We start from the raw sequence: 24,673 nt of genomic DNA, 5'->3' as shown, positions 1-24,673 counted from the left end.
CCGTTCTTCAAGGCCGGGCCAGCGCTGGTTGCCACCTGCGTGCCGCCTGCCGAGCAATACCGTACCGGGCCCTGGTGCCTGTTAATCCACGGCGCCAATGGCCAGGTCGACCTGCGCAAGTTGTTGCAGGCGCTGGCCGCCCGCGGCGTCAACGAAGTGCTGGTGGAGGCCGGGCCGCGTCTGGCGGGGGCCTTTGCCGAGCAGGGGTTGGTGGATGAATACCAGATATTTGTCGCGGCCAAGTTTTTGGGCTCTACGGCGCGGCCATTACTGGAGCTGCCGCTGACCCATATGAGCGAAGCGCCATTGCTCAAAATTACCGACATGCGCGCGGTAGGCGATGACTGGCGAGTCACTGCCATACCTGTGCCGTCAGCGAGCGTATAATTCTCAGCCTTCGTGTTACGCAGGCTTTGTTCTCAAGGGGAACGCCATGTTTACCGGCATCATTGAATCCATCGGCAGCATCCGTGCATTGACCCCCAAGGGCGGTGATGTGCGAGTTTCCATCGACACCGGCAAGCTCGACCTGAGCGACGTCAAACTCGGCGACAGTATCGCCATCAATGGCGTGTGCCTGACCGCCGTTGAGCTGTCGGGCAACGGCTTTGCCGCTGACGTCAGCCGCGAGACCCTCGATTGCACCGCGTTCAACGACTTGAAAAGCGGCAGCCGGGTCAACCTGGAAAAGGCCCTGACCCCGACCACGCGCCTGGGCGGTCATCTGGTCAGCGGCCACGTTGATGGCGTGGGCGAGGTGATCTCCCGTGAGGAGAACGCCCGTGCCATCGAGTTCCGCATCCGTGCACCCAAAGAACTGGCCAAGTACATTGCCCATAAAGGCTCGATCACGGTCGACGGCACCAGCCTGACGGTGAACGCGGTCAATGGCGCCGAGTTCTCGCTGACCATCATTCCGCACACCCTGAGCGAAACCATCATGGGTGACTACCGTCCGGGTCGCCGGGTCAACCTCGAGGTCGATTTGCTGGCGCGCTACCTTGAGCGTTTGCTGCTGGGTGACAAAGCTGCCGAGCCGACCTCGGGTGGCATCAGCGAAAGTTTTCTGGCCGCCAACGGCTTTCTCAAATCCTGACGTAAGGGGGTGCCGCGTGGCGCTCAACAGCATCGAAGAACTGGTTGAAGATATCCGCCAAGGCAAGATGGTCATCCTTATGGATGACGAAGACCGCGAGAACGAAGGCGACCTGATCATGGCCGCCGAGTGTTGTCAGGCCGAGCACATCAACTTCATGGCGCGCTTTGCCCGTGGCCTGATCTGCATGCCGATGAGCCGCGAGCGTTGCGAACTGCTCAAGCTGCCGTTGATGGCACCGCGCAACGGTTCCGGTTTTGGCACCAAGTTCACGGTCTCGATCGAAGCGGCCACCGGCGTCACTACCGGCATCTCTGCCGCTGACCGCGCGCGCACCGTGCAAGCGGCGGCCGCCAAGGACGCCAAAGCCGAAGACATCGTCAGCCCGGGCCATATCTTCCCGTTGATGGCTCAAGCCGGTGGCACCCTGGCCCGCGCCGGCCACACTGAAGCCGCCTGTGATCTGGCGCGCATGGCCGGGTTCGAGCCAAGCGGAGTGATCTGCGAAGTGATGAACGACGATGGCACCATGGCCCGTCGCCCTGAACTGGAAGCTTTCGCGGCCGAGCACGGCATCAAGATCGGCACCATTGCCGACCTGATCCACTACCGCATGATTCACGAACGTACCGTTCAGCGGATTGCCGAGCAGCCACTGGACAGCGAACTGGGCCAATTCAATTTGGTGACCTATCGTGATTCAGTCGAAGGCGATGTGCATATGGCACTGACCCTGGGCAAGATCTGCGCCGAAGAACCGACCCTGGTGCGCGTGCATAACATGGACCCGCTGCGCGACCTGCTGATGGTCAAGCAGCCCGGCCGCTGGAGCCTGCGCGCCGCCATGAGCGCGGTGGCTGAGGCCGGCAGCGGTGTGGTGCTGTTGCTCGGTCACCCCCTGGATGGCGATGTATTGCTGGCCAATATCCGCGAAACGGCAGACCACGCGCCGGTGAAAAAACCGACCACCTACAGCATCGTCGGTGCCGGTTCGCAGATCCTGCGTGACCTCGGTGTACGCAAAATGCGCCTGATGAGTTCACCAATGAAGTTCAATGCCATATCCGGTTTCGATCTGGAAGTTGTAGAATACGTGCCCTCCGAATAAAGACCGGTCGTGTCCAGTCCGAATTCGTGGCCCAATATCCTAAAGAGCGCATGCAAATGCGCTCTGGCTCTTTAATACGAGACATACCGAATGACCCTGAAGACCATCGAAGGTACCTTCATCGCCCCCAAAGGTCGCTACGCACTCGTAGTTGGCCGTTTCAACAGCTTCGTCGTCGAAAGCCTGGTGAGTGGTGCCGTTGATGCCCTGGTTCGCCACGGTGTGAACGAAAACGACATCACCATCATCCGCGCACCTGGCGCGTTTGAAATCCCGCTGGTCGCGCAAAAAGTTGCCCAGCGCAACGAATTCGCCGCCATCATCGCCCTGGGCGCCGTGATTCGTGGCGGTACTCCGCATTTCGAATACGTTGCTGGCGAGTGCACCAAGGGCTTGTCCCAAGTGTCCATGCAGTTCGGCGTACCGGTTGCCTTCGGCGTGCTGACCGTTGACTCGATTGAACAAGCCATCGAGCGCTCGGGCACCAAAGCTGGCAACAAAGGCGCAGAAGCTGCCTTGTCCGCCCTTGAAATGGTTAGCCTGTTGGCACAGTTGGAGGCCAAGTGATTTCCGACGAAAGCGATCGTTTCAACCCGCGCGAGCCGAAACCTGCGGACGCTGGCAAGCCTTCCAAGAGCGCCAAGCGCCGTGAAGCGCGTCAACTCGCAACTCAGGCTCTGTACCAATGGCACATGGCCAAGCAGTCGCTGAACGAAATCGAAGCGCAATTCCGCGTCGATAACGACTTCTCCGACGTTGATGCTGCCTACTTCCGTGAAATCCTGCACGGCGTGCCTGCGCACAAAGGCGAGATCGATGCTGCCCTGGTTCCGTGCCTGGACATCACCATCGAAGAACTCGATCCGGTTGAGCTGTCTGTTCTGCGCCTGTCCACCTGGGAGCTGATCAAGCGTGTTGACGTGCCTTACCGCGTTGTAATCAACGAAGGCATCGAGCTGGCGAAAGTGTTCGGCTCCACCGACGGCCACAAGTTCGTCAACGGTGTGCTCGACAAACTGGCGCCACGCCTGCGTGAAGCTGAAGTAAAGGCTTACAAGCGCTAAACCGCGCTGTCGGCCATGGGCGAGTTTGAGCTGATCCGCAACTTCTTCGCTGCCGCGCCCTGTGCGCAGGGCGGCGAGGGTGTTGCCCTGGGTATTGGCGACGACTGCGCCCTGCTGGATGTTCCCTTCGGGGAACAGCTGGCGATTTCCACCGACACCCTGGTAGCCGGGGTGCACTTCGCAGATCCCTGCGACCCTTTCCTGCTCGGTCAGCGTTCGCTGGCAGTGGCGGCCAGTGATTTGGCGGCCATGGGCGCAACTCCTGTCGCATTTACCCTTGCCCTGACCCTGCCGACGTTTGACGCCGAGTGGCTGCAAACCTATGCCCGTGGTTTGAACCTGATGGCCCAGACCTGTGGCCTGCGCCTTATCGGTGGCGACACCACGCGCGGGCCATTGTGTCTGACCCTTACAGTTTTCGGGCGAGTGCCCACGGGCCATGCCCTGACCCGCAGCGGCGCGCGCCCCGGTGACCTGCTGTGTGTGGGTGGCGAGCTGGGCAATGCGGCCGGGGCGTTGCCGTTGGTGCTGGGGCAGCGCACCGCGGCATCGATGATCGGCGAACCGTTGCTGGCCCATTACTGGTCGCCACAACCGCAGTTGGCGCTGGGCCAGGCCCTGCGTGGTAAAGCCACCTCGGCGCTGGATATTTCCGATGGCCTGCTGGCCGATTGCGGGCATATCGCGGCGGCGTCGAAGGTGGGGCTGGCGATTGAACTCGACCGGGTGCCGGTCTCGCTGGCGCTGGAAGAGTTCCTGGGCGAGGCGGGAGCGCAACAGGCAGCGTTGAGCGGCGGTGATGACTATGTACTGGCGTTTACCTTGCCTGAGGTTGAGGTGCCGACCCTGCTGGCCGATGGCTGGCCTATCCATGTGATTGGTCGCGTGGTTGAAGGGCAGGGCGTCACGCTGCTGGATGACGAAGGCCGGGACATTACCCCGGCAGTCCACGGCTATCAGCATTTTCGTGCGTGACCCTGTGGGAGCGGGCTTGCTCGCGATGGCAGCGCCACGTTCAGCCTGATACACCGCATCGCCTGTTTCGCGAGCAAGCCCGCTCCCACGGGGTCTGTGTAGCGTAAGTCATCAAACTTTTAGATATTTATCCTCGGTAATTCAGCCTAAGCGTCTGTAGGAACCTCCTGTTACAATGTCGCCTCTGCGAATTTCCAGTACTCAAACTGATCAGGAGCACACGGTGCCTGTCGTTTTCGTTGCCGCTTGCAAATTACCCACCCCCTTTGCCGAGTTCACTATGCATGGCTTCCTTGAGAAGGCCACGGGTCGTGAACACGTTGTGCTCAGTTTGGGCGACGTTACAGACGGTGCGCCGGTTCTGGGGCGTGTGCATTCCGAATGCCTGACCGGTGACGCCCTGTTCAGCCAGCGCTGCGACTGCGGCTCGCAGCTTGAAGCCGCCTTGCAGGCCATTGCCCGCGAAGGTCGTGGCGTATTGCTGTACCTGCGTCAGGAAGGCCGTGGCATCGGCTTGCTCAACAAAATCCGTGCCTACGAGTTGCAAGATGGCGGCGCCGATACCGTTGAAGCCAACGAGCGCCTCGGCTTTGCCGCCGACCAGCGCGATTACGCCATTTGCCTGCCGATGCTGGAGCACGTAGGCGTGCATTCGCTGCGCCTGATGACCAACAATCCGCGCAAGGTCAAAGCCCTGACTGATATGGGCATCACCGTGGCCGAGCGTGTGCCGCTGCACACCGGGCACAACCCGCACAACAAGCTGTACCTGGCGACCAAAGCCAACAAGCTAGGGCACATGATGGGTAACCAGCATCAAAGCGAGGCTGACCCGGCATGACCCGTGGCCAGCGTCGTCGGCGCCTGAGTTTCAGTTGGTGGCAACAGCTGCTGCTGACCCTGCTGCCTCTGGTGCTGGTCTGCTGGTTTTTCGGCAGCGCCGAGCCGTTGCTGCCTGAGCTGGCAATGCCGTTATTTATTGCGGGCGTGGCTTCGATGTTCGTCACCCTGCGCACGTTCGGGCCTTACAAACATGGCCTGATCAATCTGCAGAAAGCCCTCGACACCCCACAGGAACCTGCAGCCTGGGATGAGCTGGCGCGTGCACGTCAGCGGTCCCTGCTAGCGGCGGGGCTGCCCACCTGGATTGCCACGCTGGCGGTGTTTGTCGGGCTTGAAGGCGTACCGCTATTGCTGCTGGTACTGTCAACGCTGGTGCTGTTTTACCTCTATCGCGTCCCCCGCCAGGTAGGCTGATGCGCGTCTGGCTGGCAGCTCTGTTGCTGACTGTCAGCTTTTCTGCCCAGGCTGTCAGCCGCGTGGTGAGCCTGTCACCGTCCCTTTCTGAAATGGTTGTCGAACTCGGCGCCGCCGATTTGCTGGTGGGGCGTCTGGAAGCAGGGGAGCCGTTACCTGAGCTTGCCGACGTGCCTTCTGTGGGCCGCTACGGGCAACTGGACATGGAGCGTCTGCTCAGCCTGCAACCCGACCTGCTTTTGCTTTGGCCAGGCAGTGTGGGTGTTGCCCAGCGCGAGCAATTGCGTAACCTGAATATCCCCACCTTCACCGCCGAACCGGCAAGCCTCGATCAACTGGCCGATCAGGTTGAAGCCCTGGCCATCGCCCTGGGTCGCCCGCAGCGTGGAAGGGAGCTGGCAACGCAACTGCGCCAACGTCTGGCACAACTGCGTGAACAGTACCGGACTGACGTGCCTGTGCGGGTGTTTTATCAGGTGTGGGATCAGCCGCTGTACACCATCGGCGGCGGGCAAATCATCAGTGATGCGCTGGCAGTGTGCGGAGCAAGCAATGTGTTTGACGACCTCAAACTGCCGGCGCCGCAGGTTGGTATAGAGTCTGTGTTACAGCGTAATCCTGAGGTGATTATCGCCGGCACCCAGGCGCAGCTGGATGCCTGGAAAGCCTGGCCGCAGATCGATGCGGTCAAGCATGGGCGTTTGCTGCTATTGGCCGACAAGGGCCTGGAGCGTCCGAGCGGGCAGATGCTGGAAGCGACGGCCAGATTGTGTGAGCAATTACAGAGATAAAAATTATCTGTGGGAGCGGGCTTGCTCGCGATGCAGGTGATGCGCAGTGTCAGGTAAGTCGCGGTGATGCTATCGCGAGCCATCCCGCGCCCACAGGTTTAGAACGTCGGCGTCCAGGTAATTGCCAGCTGCAGCGAGCGCCGTTCTTCGCGGTAGCCATAGTAGTTGCCGTCATAGCTGTACAGCGCGCGGGTGAAGCTTTTGTCCAGCAGGTTATCGACCTTCAGGTCGAGCCGCACTTCTGAGCTGGCCTGCCAGTTGCCGCGTAATCCCAGCAAGCCATAACCGCCAACGGGCTGCTTGTTGTCTTCATCATTGAAGCTGCTGCTCACCGCTTGCCAGCTGGCGCCGACACCTACCTTGTCAAATTGCCGATCCAGATCCAGGCTCAAGGTACGGCGTGCGCGGCGGCTCAGGGTATGGCCGGTATCACGATCGCGCGGGTCAATAATCGCGATACCCAGGCTGCTCTGCCAGCCGAACCATTCTTGCTGCAACGCGCTTTCGAAACCGGTGATCCGTGCTGCGCCGATGTTCTGCTGAATAAAGTCGGCATCGGCCACAATCGCGTCGCGAATATCGGTGCGATACAGCGAGGTTTCCAGGCGACTGGTCTCACTTAGCTGACTGCGCCATTGCAGCTCGTAGCTTTTTGAGTATTCCGGCTTGAGATCGGGATTGCCGAACTGCGGGTAGTACAAGTCATTGAACGTCGGTGCGCGAAACCCTTCACTGTAAGTCAGCATAACGTCGTTGTCGGCGTTCAGCGGCACCGTCAGGCTGGCGCTCCAGGTGTTGTGGCTGCCAAATTGCTGGTTCTGGTCGTGACGCAGGCCCAGCTCGGTCGAGAAGTACTCGCCGTGGAAGCGGTGCTGAACAAACGCGGCGCGGTTCCAGCGGCTGTCTTCATCGAAAACGGTGCTGCTGCGTACCCGGTCTTGATAGGTGTCGGCGCCGAGGATCAGGCTGTTTTGATCGTCCAGCGTCAGGTTGTTCTGCCAGTTCAGCGAGTCGCGATAGGTGTTGAAGCTGTAGATCTCGGCGCTGAGTTTGTCCCGGGTTTTTTCACGGTTTTCGCTGTGGCCCAGCTCCAGGCGCGAGTTCCAGCGTTCGTTCAGTTGCGCGTCGATAAAACTGCCGACGCTGCTGATATCAAAATCGCTGTAGAGCTGTTGGCCACTGACAGTCTGGGTCTGCGGGTCCCAGCGCCCGAACGAATTGTCGAGTTCGGTCTTGCCGACGTTTTTCATGGCCGTCAGGCCAATTTCAAGCTCCTGGTTCAGGTAGTGGCTCAGGTTCAGGCTCAGTGACTTGTTGCGATAGGCGTCGTGGTCGCTGTCGCTGGGGAAGGATTCGTGGGTGCGGTTGATCCCGGCGGTTTGTTCCAGGATGCCACTGAGGTTGTAGCGCGTTTGCCCGTCGCCACCGGAGATGCCCAGGCTGTTTTGCGAGCTGCCATAACTGCCCACTGCACTATGCAGGCGAAGCTGCGGGGCTTGATCGGCACCGCGTCGGGTGAAAATCTGGATCACACCGCCAATCGCATCGCTGCCGTAGATCACCGAGCGCGAGCCGCGCAGCACTTCAACCCGCTCGATCTGATCGATATTGAGGTACTGCAGATTGCTGTCGGCCGAAGTGGCATTGGCCATGCGCTGGCCGTCGACCAGCACCAGGCTTTGCGCCGACTTGGTGCCGCGAATGTAAATCCCCGGCAAACCGCCGCGTCCACCGCTGCGGGCCACTTGTACACCGGGTACCCGGCCGAGCAAGTCGGTCAGGCTGGTGGGTTGCAGGCGGTCGATATCGTCACGGGTGAACACGCTGTTGGCGCTTGTGCTGTCCGAGCGAGCCTCGACCTGGCGATTGCCGGTGATCAGGGTCTGCGGGAGTTTGAGCGCATCTTCGCGCTCCAGCGGCTCTGCAAGCAAAGGGCAGGCGGGGATAAAACCGAGGATCAGGGCAAGACGAAGGTGTTTCATGGTGTCTCAACAGGGTGTTGGGCGGATCGTAGCAGCTGCCGTAGGAACTAGGCTGCGTCCGGTGGCGTAGCCACCGTAAACCATGCCTCGCGGTGTATCAGTATCACCGAGGGGGGTGGATTTACGATCGCTTCGCAATCGAACGCAGCCTGCGGCAGCTGCTACGAAATCGCGCAGACCAAGTGGCTCAGAGCCCCAGGAGTTCCATGCGCTGACGTACCGAGGCTTCGATACCTGCCGCATCCAGGCCGCATTCGGCCAGCATCTGGCTCGGTTTGGCATGTTCGACGTAAATATCCGGCAAGCCCAGGTGCAGCACAGACTTGAGCACGTTTTCACGGGCCAGGAACTCGCTGACGCCGGCGCCTGCGCCGCCCATGACAGCGTTCTCTTCGATGGTCACCAGCAGCTCATGGCTGGCAGCCATTTCGCGAACCAGCTCTTCATCCATCGGCTTGACGAAGCGCATGTCGACCACGGTGGCGTCGATTTTTTCTGCCACTTGCAGGGCTTCTGCCAGTTGCACGCCGAATACCAGCATGGCGACTTTCGAACCCTGGCGACGAATCACGCCCTTGCCGATTTCCAGCGGCTCGAGGTTTTTTTCGATCACTGCGTTCGGGCCTGTGCCGCGAGGGTAACGCACTGCCGCCGGGCCGTTGTACAGGTGGCCGGTGGTGAGCATTTTGCGCAGTTCGTTCTCATCGCTCGGGGTCATGATAAGCATGCCCGGGATGCAGCGCAGGAACGACAGATCGAAGCTGCCTGCGTGGGTCGGGCCGTCTTCGCCCACCAGGCCGGCACGGTCGATGGCGAACAGCACGTCAAGATTCTGCACCGCGACGTCATGCACCAGCTGGTCGTAACCGCGCTGCAGGAACGTCGAGTAAATTGCCACTACCGGCTTGGAGCCTTCGCAGGCCATGCCGGCAGCAAAGGTCACGGCATGTTGCTCTGCAATCGCCACGTCGAAATAGCGCTTTGGATACCGCTCGCTGAACGCAATCAGATCCGAGCCTTCTTTCATGGCCGGGGTGATGCCCACCAGGCGCTCATCGGCAGCGGCCATGTCGCACAGCCACTCGCCAAACACGGCGGAGTACTTGGGCCCGCTGGGTGCCTTCGGTGCAGCTTTCGGAGCATTGAGCGGTTCGAGCTTGGTGATGGCGTGATAGCCGATCGGGTCCGCTTCGGCCGGAGCGAAGCCCTTGCCTTTTTTGGTGACGATATGCAGAAACTGCGGCCCTTTGAGGTCGCGCATATTGCGCAGCGTCGCGATCAAGGTCGGCAGGTCGTGGCCATCGATCGGGCCGATATAGTTCCAGCCCAACTCTTCGAACAGGGTGCCGGGTACCAGCATGCCCTTGGCATATTCTTCTGTGCGCCGCGCAATTTCCCACGCACCAGGCAGACGCGAGAGCACCTTTTTGCTGCCTTCGCGCATGCTTGCATAGGTGCGGCTCGACAGGATCTTGGCCAGGTAGTTGGACAAACCACCAACATTGCGCGAGATCGACATGTCGTTGTCGTTGAGGATCACCAGCATGTTGGCGTCGACTTCGGGCGCGTGGTTCAACGCCTCAAACGCCATGCCCGCAGTCAATGCGCCGTCACCGATCACGGCAATCGCCTTGCGCTCGCTTTTTTGCAGGCGGGCGGCAATGGCCATGCCCAGCGCTGCGCTGATCGAGGTGCTGGAGTGGCCGACACCAAAGGTGTCGTACTCGCTCTCGGCACGACGCGGGAAAGCGGCAATGCCGTCTTTCTGACGTAACGTTGCCATCTGCTCGCGACGGCCCGTGAGGATTTTATGCGGATACGCCTGATGGCCCACGTCCCACACCAGCCGGTCGTCCGGGGTGTCGAACACGTAGTGCAACGCGATGGTCAGCTCAATGACACCCAGGCCGGCACCGAAATGCCCGCCCGTCTGGCCGACGGTATAGAGCAATTCCAGGCGCAACTCATCGGCCAGGGTTTCCAGCTCGGCTTCTGCCAGGCGGCGCAGGCCCGCAGGCGTGCCTGCCCGGTCAAGCAGGGGCGTAGTCGGACGGTTGCGGGGAATCTCTTGAAACGTCGTTGGCATCAGGCGAATCGTTATAGGTATAAGAAGAGGCGGCAGTTTACCTTATGGAACGTAAGCTGCCCACGCAGTCTGGCATTCGTTCGTAAGACCTTGGCATTAGAGCTGTCAGAAAACGTTACTGAGCAGCGCCCTTTAGTGGCGTCGCTCAACGATATAACGTGCCAGTTCACGCAGCGGTTCGGCGGCTGCATCAAAATGTCGCAGGGCGTTGAGCGCCTGGTCGCGCAGCTCAAGCGCATAGCCTTTGGCCTGCTCCAGCCCCATCAGGGCGGGGTAGGTCGGTTTGTCCCGTGCTATGTCGGCCCCCTGGCGTTTACCCAGAGTTGCGGTATCGCTTTCAACATCCAGAATGTCGTCCTGAACCTGAAACGCCAGGCCAATGGCCCGTGCATAAACGCTCAGTGCGTGCAGGTTGTCTTCGTTTGCATGACCGCTGGCCAGGGCGCCCAGTTGCACGCTGGCTTCGATCAGGGCGCCGGTCTTGTGCCGGTGCATGTATTCCAGCGCGGCCTGGTCGAGCTTGAGCCCCACCGAACCGAGGTCGATCGCTTGCCCGCCGACCATGCCCGCCGGGCCTGCAGCAAAAGCCAGGGCCGTGACCATGCGCAAACGGGTGTCGGCGTCCAGGTTGCTCAGGCGCGGGTCGAGCAAAGCGCTGAACGCCAGGCTTTGCAGGCCGTCGCCCGCCAGAATGGCGCAGGCTTCGTCGAACGCTTTGTGGGTGGTTGGCTGGCCGCGACGCAGATCGTCATCGTCCATTGCGGGCAAGTCGTCGTGCACCAGCGAATAGGCGTGGATCAATTCCACGGCACAGGCCGCGCCATTGGCTTGCTCAGGTGTACTGCCGAGGGCTTCGCAGGCGGCATAGGCCAGCAGCGGGCGAACCCGTTTGCCGCCATTCATGACGCTGTAGCGCATGGCCTCATAAAGACGGGCCAGCTCGGGAGCCGGAGCGACAAACAGGCTTTCAAGCGCCGCATTGACACGGGCCTGGCTGCTGATCTGGTAAGCATCAATCATTCGGACTGTTCCGCATCAAAAGGCTCTTGTGCCAGCTCACCGTCACGCTCAAGCAGGATCTGTACTTTCTGCTCGGCCTGGGCCAGTGCGCCCTGGCAATCACGGGTCAGGCGGATGCCTTGTTCGAAGGCGGTCAGGGAATCTTCCAGCGACAGCTCGCCATTTTCCAGACGCTCGACCAGTGTTTGCAGGTCAGCGAGTGACTGTTCGAAATCCGGGGAAGCTTTTTTGCGGGCCATGGCGGCATTCTCGGTAGGCGTTAAAACCGGCTGACACTAGCAGACGGCGGGTTTTGGGGCAAATCGACAGGGCGCCCATGTATCCAGGTGAGGGGGTTTTCACTTGTCGCTACTAAACGAGTGGGTGGCAGCCGTACGCAGGTTAGTCGACCGGTGCATCCGGAACCCGGCGCGCCACAAGGGCGCCCTGGGCACGGCCACCATAAAACACAGGCCGTAAAAAGCACCTTGCGGAAGTGTTGCCTTGCGCCGGATTACAGATCGGGCGACTAAACCCGACCGCTGATTTTGCAGCGATGGCCCGAGACTATTTCCCGAGTTTGGCAGGCGCAAGCGAACGGGATTTTTCTCGGAAGTTTCACGAGAATGAAAGCGAAGTGTCGTACGAAAAGACCGAATTTAAAGGCTTATGTTGTGTGCCCTGCCAGCGATTGGATCTGTGCACTGCAGATGTTTCGAGCACGCTGGCGTGGTCACGAGAGAAAAAGCCATGAGTGAAACTCCTGTTGGTTTGAGTGCGCAGCCCGAGGGCTACAGTGACTGGTTGAGCGATCTTAAAGGCCGCATTCATGGCGCCCAGCAGCGCGCCACGTTGGCGGTGAACCGCGAGCTGGTGCTGCTGTACTGGCAAATCGGTCACGACATTTTGACCCGCCAGACACAGCAAGGTTGGGGCACGAAAGTGATTGAGCGTCTGGCGCTGGATCTGCGCGCAGCCTTCCCGCACATGAAAGGTTTCTCGCCACGCAACCTCAAATATATGCGTGCCTTTGCCCAGGCATGGCCTGACACAGCAATTGTGCAAGAGGTGCTTGCACAATTGCCCTGGTATCACCAATTGGCGTTGCTGGACAAACTCCCCGGCCCAGAAACCCGCCGTTGGTATGCGGCCAAGGCCATCGAACACAACTGGTCGCGAAATACGCTGGTCATGCAGATCGAGGGTCGTTTACTGGAGCGCAGTGGCAAGGCCGTGAGCAATTTTGAAAACTTCTTGCCCAAACCCCAGTCCGATTTGGCCCGTGAGTCGTTGAAAGATCCCTACCGTTTCGACTTTCTTGGCCTCGGCGCTGATGCGCACGAGCGAGAGATAGAAACTGCTCTAGTCAGGCATGTCACCGACTTTTTGCTGGAGCTGGGCGCAGGTTTTGCCTTCGTCGGCAAACAAGTGCTTTTGAATGTGGGAGGTGACGAGTTTTTCATCGATCTGCTGTTCTACCACCTCAAGCTGCGCTGCTATGTAGTGGTTGAACTCAAGGCCGGTAAATTCAAACCGGAGCACCTTGGGCAGTTGGGTTTTTATCTGGCCGCCGTGGATGGGCAGGTCAAGGATCCCCAGGACAGCCCCACCATCGGCCTGTTGCTGTGCTCCAGCAAGAACAAGGTGGTGGCCGAGTACGCCTTGCGCGATAACACCCGGCCCATCGGCGTGGCCGAGTACCAGTTGGTAGAGTCACTGCCAGCAGAGTTGCAGACCAGTTTGCCCAGCATCGAACAGATCGAACGCGAACTGGCGGGTGATGGCGTCGCTATCGAGGAGTGTCGAGTGAACGAGGATTATTTCAGGCATTAAAAAGCCGGCTTGTGGCCGGCATTTCTATGCTTCGCTGAAATTCGCGGTCATCCACATATGCCTAGATATCCAGGGGGTTTAGACCTATTATTCGTCCGCTGAGAGCCGGTCAGCAACACCGAAAGCCGCTTTCTTCGGTATGGGTCAGGGTGTGGGTCGAAACGTGTGGGGTAGAGTTATGGCGAAACTGACAGTTAAAACCATCGAGAGCTTGGTAAAAGCGGGTACGCCTGGAATGACAGGCGACGGTGATGGGTTGTATTTCCAAGTCAGCAAGACCGGCGGAGTAAGTTGGATCTTCCGCTATAAGATCGCCGGTAAGAGCCGAGACATGGGGCTTGGTAAATACCCTGAGGTGACACTAGCTGGTGCCCGGATCAAGGCCGCAGATGCACGCAAGCTGAAGGCAGATGGCATAGATCCATTGGCCGCCCGAGACTCTGAACGCGACGCGCAGCGCGAAGCACAACGAATCAGTGATGCGCGCAAAGTTACTTTTGAGGTACTGGCGACCGAATATAGGGACGCACATGGGGCTTCTTGGTCAGATAAGTGGCGCGTTGGCTGGCTGAGAAAGCTAGAGCTGTATGCCTTCCCTCATATAGGCAAGCTACCGACCACTGAGGTCGAGACTGCGCATGTACTCAAGGTGCTGCAACCTATCTGGGGAGCCAAGACGCGTACCGCCGATGAGGTTCGGGGTCAAATAGAGCAAATATTAGACGCGGCAAAGGCACGCGGACTGCGCGATGGCGATAATCCAGCGCGCTGGCGTGGGCATCTAGCCAACCTGCTGAGCAAGTCGGACAAGAAAAAGGCGAGAAAGCGAGAGCACTTCCCTGCAATGAAATGGCAGGACGTACCGGCGCTCATTCGCAAGCTGAAGACGAATGAGTCCCGCGTTGCTGTAGCGGCCTGCCTGCTGATTCTGACGGGCGCGCGTGCACAGATGGTACGGCTTTCCACTTGGGCAGAATTCGACTTGGAGGCTGGAGTCTGGTCGCTAGCTCCTGAGCGGATGAAGATGCGTCAAGCTTTCAACATCCCCCTTGCTCCGGAGGTTGTAGAGCTATTGAGCGCGCTACCGCGTATCGAGGGCAGCCCATACTTGTTCCCTGGTCACGGTAAAAGCGGAGTTATGCATGCGAATGCAATTCGTAACATGTTGCACGACTTAGGACACGCCGACGTTACGCGGCATGGCTTCCGCAGTTCATTTCGAGATTGGGCTGGTGAGTGTACTCATTACCCACGCGAGGTTTGTGAGCTGGCATTGGCGCACGATGAGCGCGACCAGACTGAGGGCGCATACTCACGCAGTGACTTCTTTGAAAAGCGTCGCGCCCTGATGATTGACTGGGCGAATTACCTTGCCACGCCACCAGCGACCAATGTCCTACAAGGCAAGTTCAAACATGTGTAGGACGAACAAGCCACAGCTGAATTTGTTGCCGGTCTACAGGTAACGGGTACTCATTCAACAATCACCAAATGGAGACGACTTTGGTAACGAGAAAGATTACGCCCGAATCTAAAGAAGCAAGGCGTGCTATTTCAAGGCTTCCATCAATACCACCGCATTTAGCGAAAGAACTAAATGAGGCGGAGTCTGCTTGTCTAGCGTTGATTGCTGATAGAAAAGAGAACCCAGGCCGATTTGGTATTTTGTTCTCTGAAAATTGGGAATCTGAGTTCCTGCCTCTTGAATACCGTCGTCTTTGTACGAGGTGTTTCGTTGATATGTGGCTACCACTAGAGCAAAGACTGCTTCGGGCGAGGGATATGATTCAACAACATATCGATAGCCCAGAAAGCCAACTTACCCAGCACCAAGCTTTGCAAGCGTTAGAGCTCGGAAGAAAAATAATTTTGTCCGAACGGCAAAGTGATGTGGCCAAAAAGCCTCGGCGTGGAGACCACGCATTATTAAAGCCAGATGGGCAGCGTTCTGAGTTGATCGCCAGTGCCGCGATAGCTCGTGACTATGCGAATAGCCCGAACAGAAAAGCAATTATCTACGAATTAATGGCCAGCTTTGAGGCTAGCCAATCTACTGTTGCTCGAGCACTTAAAGCACATGGGGTGTCACGGCAGAATAAAAGGATTGATGACAAAACTACTGTCACTTAGCCGGTTGTGACAGTTTCATCGAGCAGTTTAGGCGTCGTCCGCAGCACACCGCTGCAATCCGCTTAGGAGCGATGACGATGACAACTGATGGTAACAGGACCCGCCGCATCATGCGGTTGCCGGAAGTGAAAGCTGCTTCTGGTTTCGGGCGCACCCACATTTACGAACTGATGAAGGAAGGTCGTTTTCCTAGCGCTCGTCGCATTGGTGCTCGTGCCGTGGGTTGGGACTCCTGGGAGGTCGAGCAGTGGGTGGCTGATCGCCTTGAGCGGCGGTAGGTAATCATGGATCAGGGGGCTATCCGTGGTTACGACTGTCGTAATGTTTGTTTCTTTATTAGGGTGAGCTGAGGGATGGCGCGCACCAGGCGGAAATTGAAAGGGCGGAGAGAGTATGGCGGTTTCATCCTGCTTCCGAACGCGCTATATGATAATCCGGCATTTTGTGAGCTGAGTCCCTCCGCACTCAAAATACTACTCGGAATTATGCGGCAGTATCGGGGCAATAATAACGGAGACTTGTCTGCGTCTTTTGTCCAGGCTAGGAAGTGGGGGATAGGTAGCAAGTCATCTCTGGCTAGTGCTTTGACTCAACTTTTGGATATTGGTTTTATTATTCGTACTCGAGAGGGGGTGTTTATCAACCCGGGTGGCCGTTGTGCGCTCTTCGCGCTTGCATGGATGCCAATCGACGACTGTCCCGGTAAGTCTCTTGAAGTCGGGCCAACGATTACTCCACCGCTAAAGTTGAGTCTCATAAACAACAAAATGCCCGGTACAGCTTCTGTACCAGGTTGAGTACGGTTTTTGTACGCGGGATGGTTTTAAGTACGGAAACAAAGGATCAGAAATACCTCCGTGCGTCCAATTTCTGTATCGATGGAGTCGGTCCCTAGGTACAGAAATTGGACTCCTTTTTATATATACCAAGGGCCTGTGTAGTCAGTCGGGTAGTTGGTGAAATAGCGCAGTGAATATGGCGAGGGAGGCCAAAAAGGGATAGTGGGCGTCGGGGCGGGACTTACGCGTATGCGCGGTAGGCTCAGAAATGCCGGTAGTTGGGAATGTGCATTGCTAGGTCCGCGAATTGAGGAATGCGGAGGCTGGGCTGTTGAGATGGCGGACTGGGGCGATTCGTTGGGAGGCGCTACGCCACTACGGCACTGCTGCTCGGGTACTGGCTTTTCACCCACACTGGATGGGCGGACAGTCGTGCAGGATTTCTGTTGCTATAAAGCGGGCCCGAGGCTGTACCACATCATCACGACGCATGTTTCTCATCGTTTCGTCGATGGACATGCTTGCAATGAAACCGCACTGGCTTGGGTCTTGGCCGTATTCGGTCAGCGGCAACAGTCAGCTGTTATCTGGCTAGAGGCTTGAGCTCCGAGGTGCAGAGTCTCGAAGTGAGCCCGATGTAGTGCCCCTACGAATTAAAAACTGTCGCATCGAGCCCAGCAATTACAGGTGCTAGCCGGCAAGAAAGGTGAAATAAAAACTGTCGCGACACCGGTTTTTTGAGTTTTCGGCACATGGCTTACCAAATAAGAGCTGTCGCAAACTGGCACCCAAGCGCCCAGGTCACCACATGACGATGGCAGCCCGAACCGGCAACACTAGCGGTTTAGGCGCCTCGCGGCGGATGTCGACGACTGTTTCAAATACGCTGCGACAGTTTTTATTTCGTAGGACAAAATGGACAATCAGCGTTTAATAAGTGAAACGCTTCTCTCGTTCGTAATGGAGAGTGCTTTCCTCCGCTAAATTCTCATTAATGTGAAGCGACCGCATCAATCTCCGCATCATTAACTTAATCGAACCGCACCCACGGATCTGTTGGACAGAAAAAGACTGTGCGGGGTCGCCATGGCCGTCATCGAGGGAAACATGATCGCCGTAGATACTGAATGTGTGTCCTCGGAAAAGCGTTGCGGGAGGCGCGACCGCCCATGGAGATTCCTCACCAGCAATAAAAAGAAAGGCTTCGCGAATCGGATGACTCTGCCACTCCAGAAAGTTGCATTTAAGTCTTGGCTCTCCGATTCCAATATTATCTAGCAAGCCTTCTACATAATTGCGAAAGGAGTACCCGAAACGTTGACACTCTTGGAAATAGGTAACAGAAATCTCTGCTAGATAGGACGGATATTCATTTTTTTCTAAGAGGTCACTTAAAGTACGAATACGAATATTCGAGGTGCAGGGATCGTGACTGAAGAGAAATTCTCGATAGTATACCTCGCCCCAGTAATCTTTAGGGAAGTATGAAAATGCGCTGGGCCAACTTGCGATGAGATTCAACGCCATGTCCCCATCCATCGGAGGGGGGCGTAGTGGTCCGAACGGACGAACATACGACGCTGGCTGCGCTCCAACTGCATCTAACCAGCAATCCACTTGAGCTCGAAAATGCTCGGGAGCAAAATCGAAGTCTACGTAACTCTTGGCCCCTATGGTTTCCTCACCTGCGCGAACGTAGATCGTTGCCGAATCAGTATCAAAACAAATCTGATGATCACGATAGGTTATCAAGTCCTTCATAAATATGACGCCTTGAGGAGTACTTGGCCATGTTTGAACAAGATCCATGGCGCGTATCGTGATTGCTACGATCTTTTTCCGTGCTTCAGATTGCCTTGCGTCGGGAATCCCTTCAGATGGTTCAATGGACTTGGGGTGGTACTTCGTTGCGTACCCAGGGCCGTTGGGGTTGCGAATCACTGTGTTTCCGGGGTTGGCTTTGGCCCAGCTGTTTGCTTCTGCCCAGGTGTCGAATCGCAGTCGTGCGGAATGCCTGGCTTCGCGTCGCTCGGAGTTAACGATTTCATCGACGATGCCCATCCCTCCATTGGCCATCCCTGACTGGCCGAAGGTTCGCTCCCAATCTCCCATCCCTGTTTCCTCGTCGTTTACTAATCCAACTGATTAGCAGCTTCAATCTAGAGGGGGCAATACTAACGCCAACGCGAGCCTCTGAGTAAGTCGAGGGCAATCCCCACCACTAAGTCCTGTAGCAGTTGCTGGCCAGCCCATCGAGTTGGTGGTGCCGTGGCCCGGCCCGATCTTAGACGCAGATCCTGGTCCTGGTCCGACTACTCCTTCGCCCAGAACTGGGTCCGGATTTTTGCTGTACGAAGTGCAAGGGCCGTTCCCTGCCTTAGGTGTCGAAAGATACACATAAGACCATTAATGGCCGAGTATTCAGTTAGATCAACGATTTGCGGCAACCTGGGTCAAAACCGCAAGAGCGAAAGCGTTCAGCAACGCAGGGGTATGGGGCCGCCCTTCACGCAATGGTCTGCCAAGGGACCAGTTCGTGTCTCACGCCACAGCGGGTGCTGGAGCCACGCAGCAGCGCTGAACGATGTGAGTTCGTGGTGGTCTACTTTTTCTCTGCGCAGCTGACGTCCTGGCTGCCGGCACCGGCAGCGGCAGCCAGCGCAAGTTGGCGCGATAGTTTCTATTCTCCCGCGACAGTTTTAGTTATCTAAAGCCAGTAGATCCTGTGCCGGCAGTGCGGTTCGCATACCTAGTCGCCAGCATCTTAATGAGGCGGATTATTTTCATCCAAGGTGTGATTAAAGCCGCGGTGAATCTTGGTGGCAATCAGCATTGAAGTCATTGGCGCGACGAAGCAAGCAATAACACCCACCACGACCCCTCCCATTGCCAACGTAGATAGGCTTTTCTCAAAACCAATCCAGCCCCCGGCAATCAATATGCTGCCGCCCCAGCGACTGCCTGACTCAACCAAGCGATAAGCCATCCGGTTTAGTGAGCTGAAGAAAATACGGGGGTAGTTGCTTGGGTCGCCCGCCAGGGTGTACTCAGCAGGAAATAGCGCCGCCCTAAGCACGATGTTGAACACGACGATTAGACATCCTGTAACCAGCATAATCTGACTCCATTGCTTACTATAGATCCGTTACCGGAATTGGATTACCGCGTCAGGTGTATGCGAATAGCTAGGACGCTGTAAGGTCGAATCAGCCCCGTCTAGGCACTGAAAGATCAGGTCTACAGTTCCCCCTGGAAAATGACTGGATCGTCCAGAGGTGACGTTGTTCACGAGAATTTCCCGGCCTTGCGATAAACACGTTTGGTTAGCCTCTGTCATTGCTAACCGCATTGCCCCTGGTTCACCGCCTCGGGCGGGCGCGGCATGAACGGAGACCGAGTACGTGTCCGGCCCCATTTTTGATACGCCACTGGATTGGGCGCAGCCTGCAAGCAAGGCGATGGAGATGTGTACAAGGGGCTTGGCGTTCATGACGATAATTCCATTTAGGCGAATGCCGATCACTGTATGAGATTCAAAGGCAGTAGATCAATACTCTGTAGATGTTAACAGCGTAGAGCCCGACGCTTTGGTCATGGAAAAACTTCATGCCACAGCCCGCCAACGTATTTCACACAATCTCAAGCGCCTACGTCTCGCCCATGGGTTGAGCCAAGAGAAGGCCGCCGAGCTTGCCGACTTTCATCGCACCTACGTTTCTCAGGTGGAGCGCTGTATAACCAATATCAGCATTGATGGCCTAGAGCGCTTAGCGCACGCGCTGGACGTGGATGTCATAGAGTTGTTGAAGCCTGTTGACGATCAATGACGAGATTTATTTTGCATTTTGAAGAAAGACAAGCCGCCCCTCCTTATTCATAAACAAAATGCTGTCCGCTATCCGCACGGCATCGATCCATGTTCATTGGGCGTGCTTTTCACTAAATGTAGTAAGAAAAAAGGCACTTTTTGCTCGAATCCATTGGATTGGCAGGCGGTGGTCTTACCCGTTGATGGCAGATATGGCTATCTGGTTCTCGAAGGTGTGTGCCTGGAGTCGGCCTGGGACGCGGTTTTTAATCAATCCGTCCTTGGACGACTACTGCGATGGGTAAGTAATAGTAAGCAATCGCCCTAAACGCTATCACTTTGCTGATGTAGTAGCGACGGCAGCGAGCAGCCATCAGCTTACGATCACTGTGCGAGCACTTAACCCGCTGCCGGTGATGGACACACAGCTGGAGCCTACGACCAATTAATAGCCTCATTCCTCATCGAAGTAGTCGCTATCCAGTTTCGGCAACTTGAGCAGCCGCGACGTTACTCCGACTTCGTGATCCATCATCAGGTTAACAAGCCGACTTCCATCAACCAGCACCATACCCTCGACCGAACGGGCAAAGTCGATGCCTTGGGCAGTGTATCCAGAGGTGGTAATAAATACTCCGCGCTTCGCCTTTTGCCCGGCAAGTGCGCCATAGAAGGCTTGCAGCTCGGGGCGGCCAACCGTACCTTGCCAACGTTTGGCTTGGACGTAGACCTTTTCCAGTCCGAGCTTGTCGAGCGAGATCACTCCATCGATTCCGCCATCTCCGCTACCGCCTACGCGTTGCAAGTCATTGCGGCTAGCGCCGTAGCCAAGGCTGTGCAATACATCCAGCACTATGACTTCGAAGCGGTTAGGGCTGACTTGCAGAAGGCTGTCCAGCAGGTCAACTGCAGTCGCTTCGCGTAGCTCACGCAACGCCTGCTCCAGCCGATCATCTGGGCTGACAGTGGCTGAGCTTGCTGTCTGAGCAGCCTGCTCTTGTCCGTCGAGCGGGATGGCGTCAGATGGCCCCTTGAGCTTTACATCCATAAAGCCGATGGCGAGCTGTTCTACCTTATCTGCAGTAAGGGGATAGGGATGCTGCGCGGCATAGCTGATGCCTGCATCAGTTAGCTTCCAATAGCCTCGTTTAGCGCTAGTGGATAGGCCGGCGCGTTTGAGGCGATCATGGGCCCAGCCTGCACGGTTCTTGTATGTTGCCTGGCCGCTCGCAATCAGCTCTTGCCGTTGTGTTTCCGACAGATCTAGGGCCCCAGCAGCAGCTTCATGGGCGTCTCGAGCTGTCGCGCCTTCGGATGTAGCTGCTAGGTAGCGCAGTATCGGCTCTATAAACTGATCGTATGTAGGGACGGACATTGCAACTCCAGGCGCAAGGTTGATGGCGTGGGCGAAGGTTTCATACGGTTCTGCACACTTTCGGAAGCATCTTTCGGAGATGCTGTCCGAATGGTTTGCTCTTGAATCGTTCAAGTTGGAAGTCCCGTTTGAGCGATTTCGCCCCACCCCCGGTCGAACGTGAACGTCTTAGCGTGAGCGACGGGATTCTGAATTCTCAGTACGCGAGCTCTTGTTGCGTCCGTCGCGTATTCGACCACGTACAGCCAATACGCATCACCCTTTTCTCGGGCGCATTCGAATTGAGTGTGTGACAATCCCACGGGACGGTTTTCCAGACTGCCCGTCATCGACTTCACCTCTACCCACCGAATCTGCCTGCCACTGCTGTCAACCTCGTAGAGGTCAAAGCCGGGATTGCCATCCGGCGTGCGGCGCAACGTCGGCTCAAAGCCAATGATTATGCCGATGCCGTGCCCTTCGATTTGCATCCGCTCCGCTTGATCGAGGCCATCGGGGTCTAGGCCATTGTCATCCGGATGTGCGCCGACGTAGGAAATGAAGGGGCGCGCCCCGGCCTGTCCGGGCGTCCTTTTGCCTCCGCCATTTCCACTTCCTCTACCGCCAGATCCGCCGTGCTCACCTGAGCCACCATGAGCGCCGCCACTGCCCTGGCCATTGCCGCTTGGTGTGCCGGTACCAGTATGGTCGTGGCCGCCGCGTCTCCCTCCATTGCCCTGGCCGTCGCCACCATCGGGATCAGGTGTCCCAGGCGGGATATCTGGCATGTCGTCGCCATACAAATCTTTCGCATCGTCGTACACGTCGCCGTCGGATGGCTCGTCGGCCTCTGGCTCGGGGATTGTTGATGATTCGGGCTCCTGTAATGAACTGGCACTCAATCGAGATACCAGCTCAGCAACGATAGCGGGGTCTCTTCGTAATAGATCGAGAATCGCCGGATCGATGCCTGCCTCTTTGGCCAACTGATCGATGATCGGCGGCTTGAATGCAATTTTGGTCAGCAGGAAAGGATTGGGTTTCCAGCCAAGGGTGTCGAACATTACGAGCGCCGGAGGTACGAGCTTCCCGTCGGCGTTCGGCACCCAGGCGGCCTGATTGAGCGTCCGAATGAAGGCTGCGTCGAATCGGGCGGTCTTTGTCTCGTGGTAATAGCCCCATCTGTAGGAACCGTAGAAGGCGGCAGTGCCACGCGCCTCAAGGTCAGCTAACGCCTCCCACAGCACCTTCACTTTGGCTGCTGCCTCCTCGGGTTTCAGCATGGGCAAGAATTCCAGCAGCTGCGTCAGCCCGCGAAGAGTGAAGTCTTCTGGCTGGCTTTCCGAGCTCGCGCGCTCAAGGCCTGCTTCACGGCGAATCTGCACCTTCTCGGAATGCGCCAGCCCTGACGGTGTTGCTTGAGGAATGAGATAGCGGCTTGCGCCACACGACACCAGCAGGTCGCGGATGTCTTCACCGCGCAAGCAGTCGTATTCGTTGTCGACGATCAGGATGTCCTGCACGCCGGCGAAGAGCTGCTGCAGGCGGTCGGTGGCGATATAAATGTCTCCGGGCTTGGCAACGTAGGCTTTGCCATCGCCGGTGTCGACCACCATTACAAAGTTGGTATCGCGCAGGGCTGAGCGGAGCTTTTCCTTCTGGCTGGCCGAGTCGGTGTTGAAGGCAGTACGGATGCGTTCGATGTCGGCAGAGTAGGCATCGTCGTCCACATCCACTTCTTCCTGCTGGTACTTCGGCAGGAGGTTCCAGATCACGTCATCCACCGGGTCGGGTTCGGTGATGCCTAGCGAACTCAGGAACAGGCATACCTCGGGTGTCGCGCACACCGCGCGTCGCATCGTCGGGAAGCTGGTGGCAATGGCGCTTGGCAAGAATGCTTTGGCTTTCCCATTCTCGCGGGCGACAACGTGGCTGCCATCATCAAGACGGATGAGCGGAACGCTGTCGAGGTGGCGCCGCAGAGCCTTCTCCTGGCCGCTCAGGAATTCGTACAGCCGCAATACCCACTCATCAGGTTGAGCCTCAAGGAATGATTTGCTCAGGCTCGGCACCAGCTTTGTTGGTGTGATTTCGTCGATGTCGAGTTCGCGCATCAGGTACTGGCGAATCTCGGGTGCCTTGTCCTGAGTGATGTCGCCAGACAACCAAGCGGCGACTTCCGAGTCGAACAGTGCCGCAACCTGCTCCGGGCTGCACAGCTCGCGCAGCTCTTGTGTACGCGCCAGCTTGGCCTGATCGGCGCTAACGTACCCGCCGTCGAAGGTCGGAAGCAGCGCCTCCTTCTGAAATGCCTGCTGGACGGCATCGAACATCGGCGCGAACCGCGAATCTTGTGGGAACTTCTCGCGGTCAAGCGGAAGACACCGAAGCGCCGATACATCCAGCATCGCCTTGTCCCGCATCCAGCGCATCGCTTCCACCAGCAAGCTGGACGTTTCCTTGACCAGATGCTGGTTCCACGGCTCGCCGGGCGGGATGTTGTCGCGGCTGGGCGTGGTGCGGTACGGCCCCTGCACGAGGAAGCCAAGATGGCTTTCAACCACGGTCGGGAAGAACACCACCAATGGTGACTTGGCCAATGGCTGCACTGCCCAGCGGCCGGGAGCGTCCTTCACTGCGATCAGCGAGAAGGCGATTTCTACTCGTCCGATCTTTTGCTGTTCGGCAGAAAACACGTCGCGGTGGAACACCAGCCAGTTCTGATCGACTTCGGGGCGATCATCCTCGTTGCCGATCACCGTGATGCGCTGAACATTGGCCCCAAGCGTTTCCGGGCTGTTACGCAAGTAGAACCCGGAGGCGCCGCCTTCGACGCTCCAGTTGATTTCGTCGATGTGACGCAGGAACAGCAGCGCGCCCGGGCCCAAGTGGCGAAACCCTGCCGTGATGTCCTGGGCTGCGCTCGTGTCCTCGGGTTTCAGGGAGAGGATAATCTGCGTCTCGTCCGCTGCGCGCGCCAAACGCGCCATTCGTTTGGGAAAGACATAGTTCTCAATGGCGAAGTCCTCATCGCCAGAGTGAATCTCCGGCAGATCGGTGACCGTGTATACCGACTTGAAGCCAAGGCCGAAGCGGCCAATCGAGGACTCGTTTTTGGTGCTCTCGGCAATGTCGCAGACGCTTCGGACGTCAGCCTCGTCGAACGGCTTGCCGAAGTGGGAGAGGGTCAGGCGGGTCGAATCTAGAGTGAAGGCAACCTTGCGCGACCCGTGCCAGTCTCCGCGCCTGCCGAGGGCGTCCTCGGCGTTTTGCAGCAATTCGAAGATGAAGTGAGTGCGGTCGTCGTACAGCCCGGCGGCAAGCTTCCCTGACTTTTGAGCGCCCTTAGTGCCGTAGCTCTCCCGGTTTTCCTTGCAAATTGCCTCGTAGTTCGATGTCACCGCTGTTCCC

The 24,673-nt window shown here is 57.7% G+C and carries 22 protein-coding genes; 14 read left to right on the top strand and 8 right to left on the bottom strand.

Going from position 1 to position 24,673, the window contains the following annotated elements:
- The 9 genes from GHO42_RS08480 to GHO42_RS08440 form a co-directional block, all read left to right on the top strand.
- Nucleotides 1–387: RibD family protein (locus GHO42_RS08480; RefSeq protein ID WP_178114915.1), on the top strand; the 387-nt coding region annotated here is incomplete at its 5' end.
- Between the two features lie 46 nt (nucleotides 388–433).
- A complete protein-coding gene (locus GHO42_RS08475; protein WP_086795767.1) occupies nucleotides 434–1,096 on the top strand; it encodes a riboflavin synthase in 663 nt (220 codons plus the stop codon).
- 16 nt (nucleotides 1,097–1,112) lie between these two features.
- Complete coding sequence (ribBA, locus tag GHO42_RS08470) at nucleotides 1,113–2,204, top strand: bifunctional 3,4-dihydroxy-2-butanone-4-phosphate synthase/GTP cyclohydrolase II (protein ID WP_094999467.1); 1,092 nt, start codon at nucleotides 1,113–1,115, stop codon at nucleotides 2,202–2,204.
- Nucleotides 2,205–2,294: 90 nt separating this feature from the next.
- The gene (gene ribE / locus GHO42_RS08465; protein WP_138738705.1) at nucleotides 2,295–2,771 is read left to right on the top strand and encodes a 6,7-dimethyl-8-ribityllumazine synthase; all 477 of its coding nucleotides are present in this window, start codon (nucleotides 2,295–2,297) and stop codon (nucleotides 2,769–2,771) included.
- Entirely contained in the window at nucleotides 2,768–3,268 is a 501-nt protein-coding gene (gene nusB / locus GHO42_RS08460; RefSeq protein WP_094999466.1) for a transcription antitermination factor NusB, read from the top strand. The genes ribE and nusB overlap by 4 nt, the downstream gene beginning before the upstream one ends.
- Nucleotides 3,269–3,283: 15 nt before the next feature.
- Nucleotides 3,284–4,243, top strand: a complete 960-nt coding sequence (gene thiL / locus GHO42_RS08455) for a thiamine-phosphate kinase (protein WP_153327136.1) — start codon at nucleotides 3,284–3,286, stop codon at nucleotides 4,241–4,243.
- A 223-nt stretch (nucleotides 4,244–4,466) separates the two neighbouring features.
- On the top strand, nucleotides 4,467–5,084 hold the full coding sequence (gene ribA / locus GHO42_RS08450; protein ID WP_165446501.1) for a GTP cyclohydrolase II: 618 nt from the start codon (nucleotides 4,467–4,469) through the stop codon (nucleotides 5,082–5,084).
- Complete coding sequence (locus GHO42_RS08445; RefSeq protein WP_094999463.1) at nucleotides 5,081–5,500, top strand: MFS transporter; 420 nt, start codon at nucleotides 5,081–5,083, stop codon at nucleotides 5,498–5,500. The genes ribA and GHO42_RS08445 overlap by 4 nt, the downstream gene beginning before the upstream one ends.
- Nucleotides 5,500–6,291, top strand: a complete 792-nt coding sequence (locus tag GHO42_RS08440) for a cobalamin-binding protein (protein ID WP_153327134.1) — start codon at nucleotides 5,500–5,502, stop codon at nucleotides 6,289–6,291. The genes GHO42_RS08445 and GHO42_RS08440 overlap by 1 nt, the downstream gene beginning before the upstream one ends.
- A 98-nt stretch (nucleotides 6,292–6,389) precedes the next feature.
- Here GHO42_RS08440 and GHO42_RS08435 read toward each other — a convergent pair whose 3' ends face one another.
- From GHO42_RS08435 to GHO42_RS08420, 4 genes are all read right to left on the bottom strand, one after another.
- On the bottom strand, nucleotides 6,390–8,273 hold the full coding sequence (locus GHO42_RS08435; protein ID WP_153327132.1) for a TonB-dependent receptor domain-containing protein: 1,884 nt from the start codon (nucleotides 8,271–8,273) through the stop codon (nucleotides 6,390–6,392).
- A gap of 187 nt (nucleotides 8,274–8,460) precedes the next feature.
- Nucleotides 8,461–10,359: a 1-deoxy-D-xylulose-5-phosphate synthase gene (gene dxs, locus GHO42_RS08430; protein WP_094999460.1), complete on the bottom strand. Its 1,899-nt coding sequence runs from the start codon at nucleotides 10,357–10,359 to the stop codon at nucleotides 8,461–8,463.
- Between the two features lie 132 nt (nucleotides 10,360–10,491).
- Nucleotides 10,492–11,379, bottom strand: coding sequence for a (2E,6E)-farnesyl diphosphate synthase (ispA, locus tag GHO42_RS08425; protein ID WP_153327130.1), 888 nt, complete (start codon nucleotides 11,377–11,379; stop codon nucleotides 10,492–10,494).
- Nucleotides 11,376–11,618 (bottom strand): exodeoxyribonuclease VII small subunit, encoded by a 243-nt coding sequence (locus GHO42_RS08420; RefSeq protein ID WP_019824297.1) that lies wholly within the window; start codon nucleotides 11,616–11,618, stop codon nucleotides 11,376–11,378. Before GHO42_RS08420 ends, ispA begins: the two co-directional genes overlap by 4 nt.
- A 490-nt stretch (nucleotides 11,619–12,108) precedes the next feature.
- On the opposite strand from GHO42_RS08420, the gene GHO42_RS08415 reads away from it, so the two are divergent.
- The 4 genes from GHO42_RS08415 (at nucleotide 12,109) to GHO42_RS08400 (ending at nucleotide 15,599) form a co-directional block, all read left to right on the top strand.
- Nucleotides 12,109–13,191 (top strand): YhcG family protein, encoded by a 1,083-nt coding sequence (locus tag GHO42_RS08415; protein WP_094999458.1) that lies wholly within the window; start codon nucleotides 12,109–12,111, stop codon nucleotides 13,189–13,191.
- A gap of 178 nt (nucleotides 13,192–13,369) precedes the next feature.
- A complete protein-coding gene (locus GHO42_RS08410) occupies nucleotides 13,370–14,614 on the top strand; it encodes an integrase arm-type DNA-binding domain-containing protein (RefSeq protein ID WP_153327128.1) in 1,245 nt (414 codons plus the stop codon).
- A 68-nt stretch (nucleotides 14,615–14,682) separates the two neighbouring features.
- Nucleotides 14,683–15,321, top strand: coding sequence for a hypothetical protein (locus tag GHO42_RS08405; protein WP_153327126.1), 639 nt, complete (start codon nucleotides 14,683–14,685; stop codon nucleotides 15,319–15,321).
- A gap of 77 nt (nucleotides 15,322–15,398) precedes the next feature.
- A complete protein-coding gene (locus tag GHO42_RS08400) occupies nucleotides 15,399–15,599 on the top strand; it encodes an AlpA family phage regulatory protein (protein ID WP_256670571.1) in 201 nt (66 codons plus the stop codon).
- A 1,431-nt stretch (nucleotides 15,600–17,030) separates the two neighbouring features.
- Here GHO42_RS08400 and GHO42_RS08395 read toward each other — a convergent pair.
- Both GHO42_RS08395 and GHO42_RS08390 read right to left on the bottom strand, forming a co-directional pair.
- Complete coding sequence (locus GHO42_RS08395; RefSeq protein ID WP_153327122.1) at nucleotides 17,031–18,212, bottom strand: hypothetical protein; 1,182 nt, start codon at nucleotides 18,210–18,212, stop codon at nucleotides 17,031–17,033.
- A 652-nt stretch (nucleotides 18,213–18,864) separates the two neighbouring features.
- Nucleotides 18,865–19,215, bottom strand: coding sequence for a hypothetical protein (locus GHO42_RS08390; protein WP_153327120.1), 351 nt, complete (start codon nucleotides 19,213–19,215; stop codon nucleotides 18,865–18,867).
- A 478-nt stretch (nucleotides 19,216–19,693) separates the two neighbouring features.
- Between GHO42_RS08390 and GHO42_RS08385 the strand changes: the two genes are divergently transcribed.
- Nucleotides 19,694–19,927, top strand: coding sequence for a helix-turn-helix domain-containing protein (locus tag GHO42_RS08385; protein ID WP_153327118.1), 234 nt, complete (start codon nucleotides 19,694–19,696; stop codon nucleotides 19,925–19,927).
- A gap of 435 nt (nucleotides 19,928–20,362) precedes the next feature.
- Here the strand turns inward: GHO42_RS08385 and GHO42_RS08380 are convergent, their stop codons facing one another.
- Nucleotides 20,363–21,283, bottom strand: coding sequence for a restriction endonuclease (locus GHO42_RS08380; RefSeq protein WP_153327150.1), 921 nt, complete (start codon nucleotides 21,281–21,283; stop codon nucleotides 20,363–20,365).
- A gap of 110 nt (nucleotides 21,284–21,393) precedes the next feature.
- Nucleotides 21,394–24,663, bottom strand: coding sequence for a sacsin N-terminal ATP-binding-like domain-containing protein (locus GHO42_RS08375; RefSeq protein WP_340056903.1), 3,270 nt, complete (start codon nucleotides 24,661–24,663; stop codon nucleotides 21,394–21,396).
- Between the last annotated feature and the right edge of the window lie 10 nt (nucleotides 24,664–24,673).

This window comes from Pseudomonas sp. FSL R10-0056, from assembly GCF_009600105.1.
Lineage (GTDB): Bacteria > Pseudomonadota > Gammaproteobacteria > Pseudomonadales > Pseudomonadaceae > Aquipseudomonas > Aquipseudomonas bubulae.
This window is presented reverse-complemented; position numbering and strand designations above follow the sequence as displayed.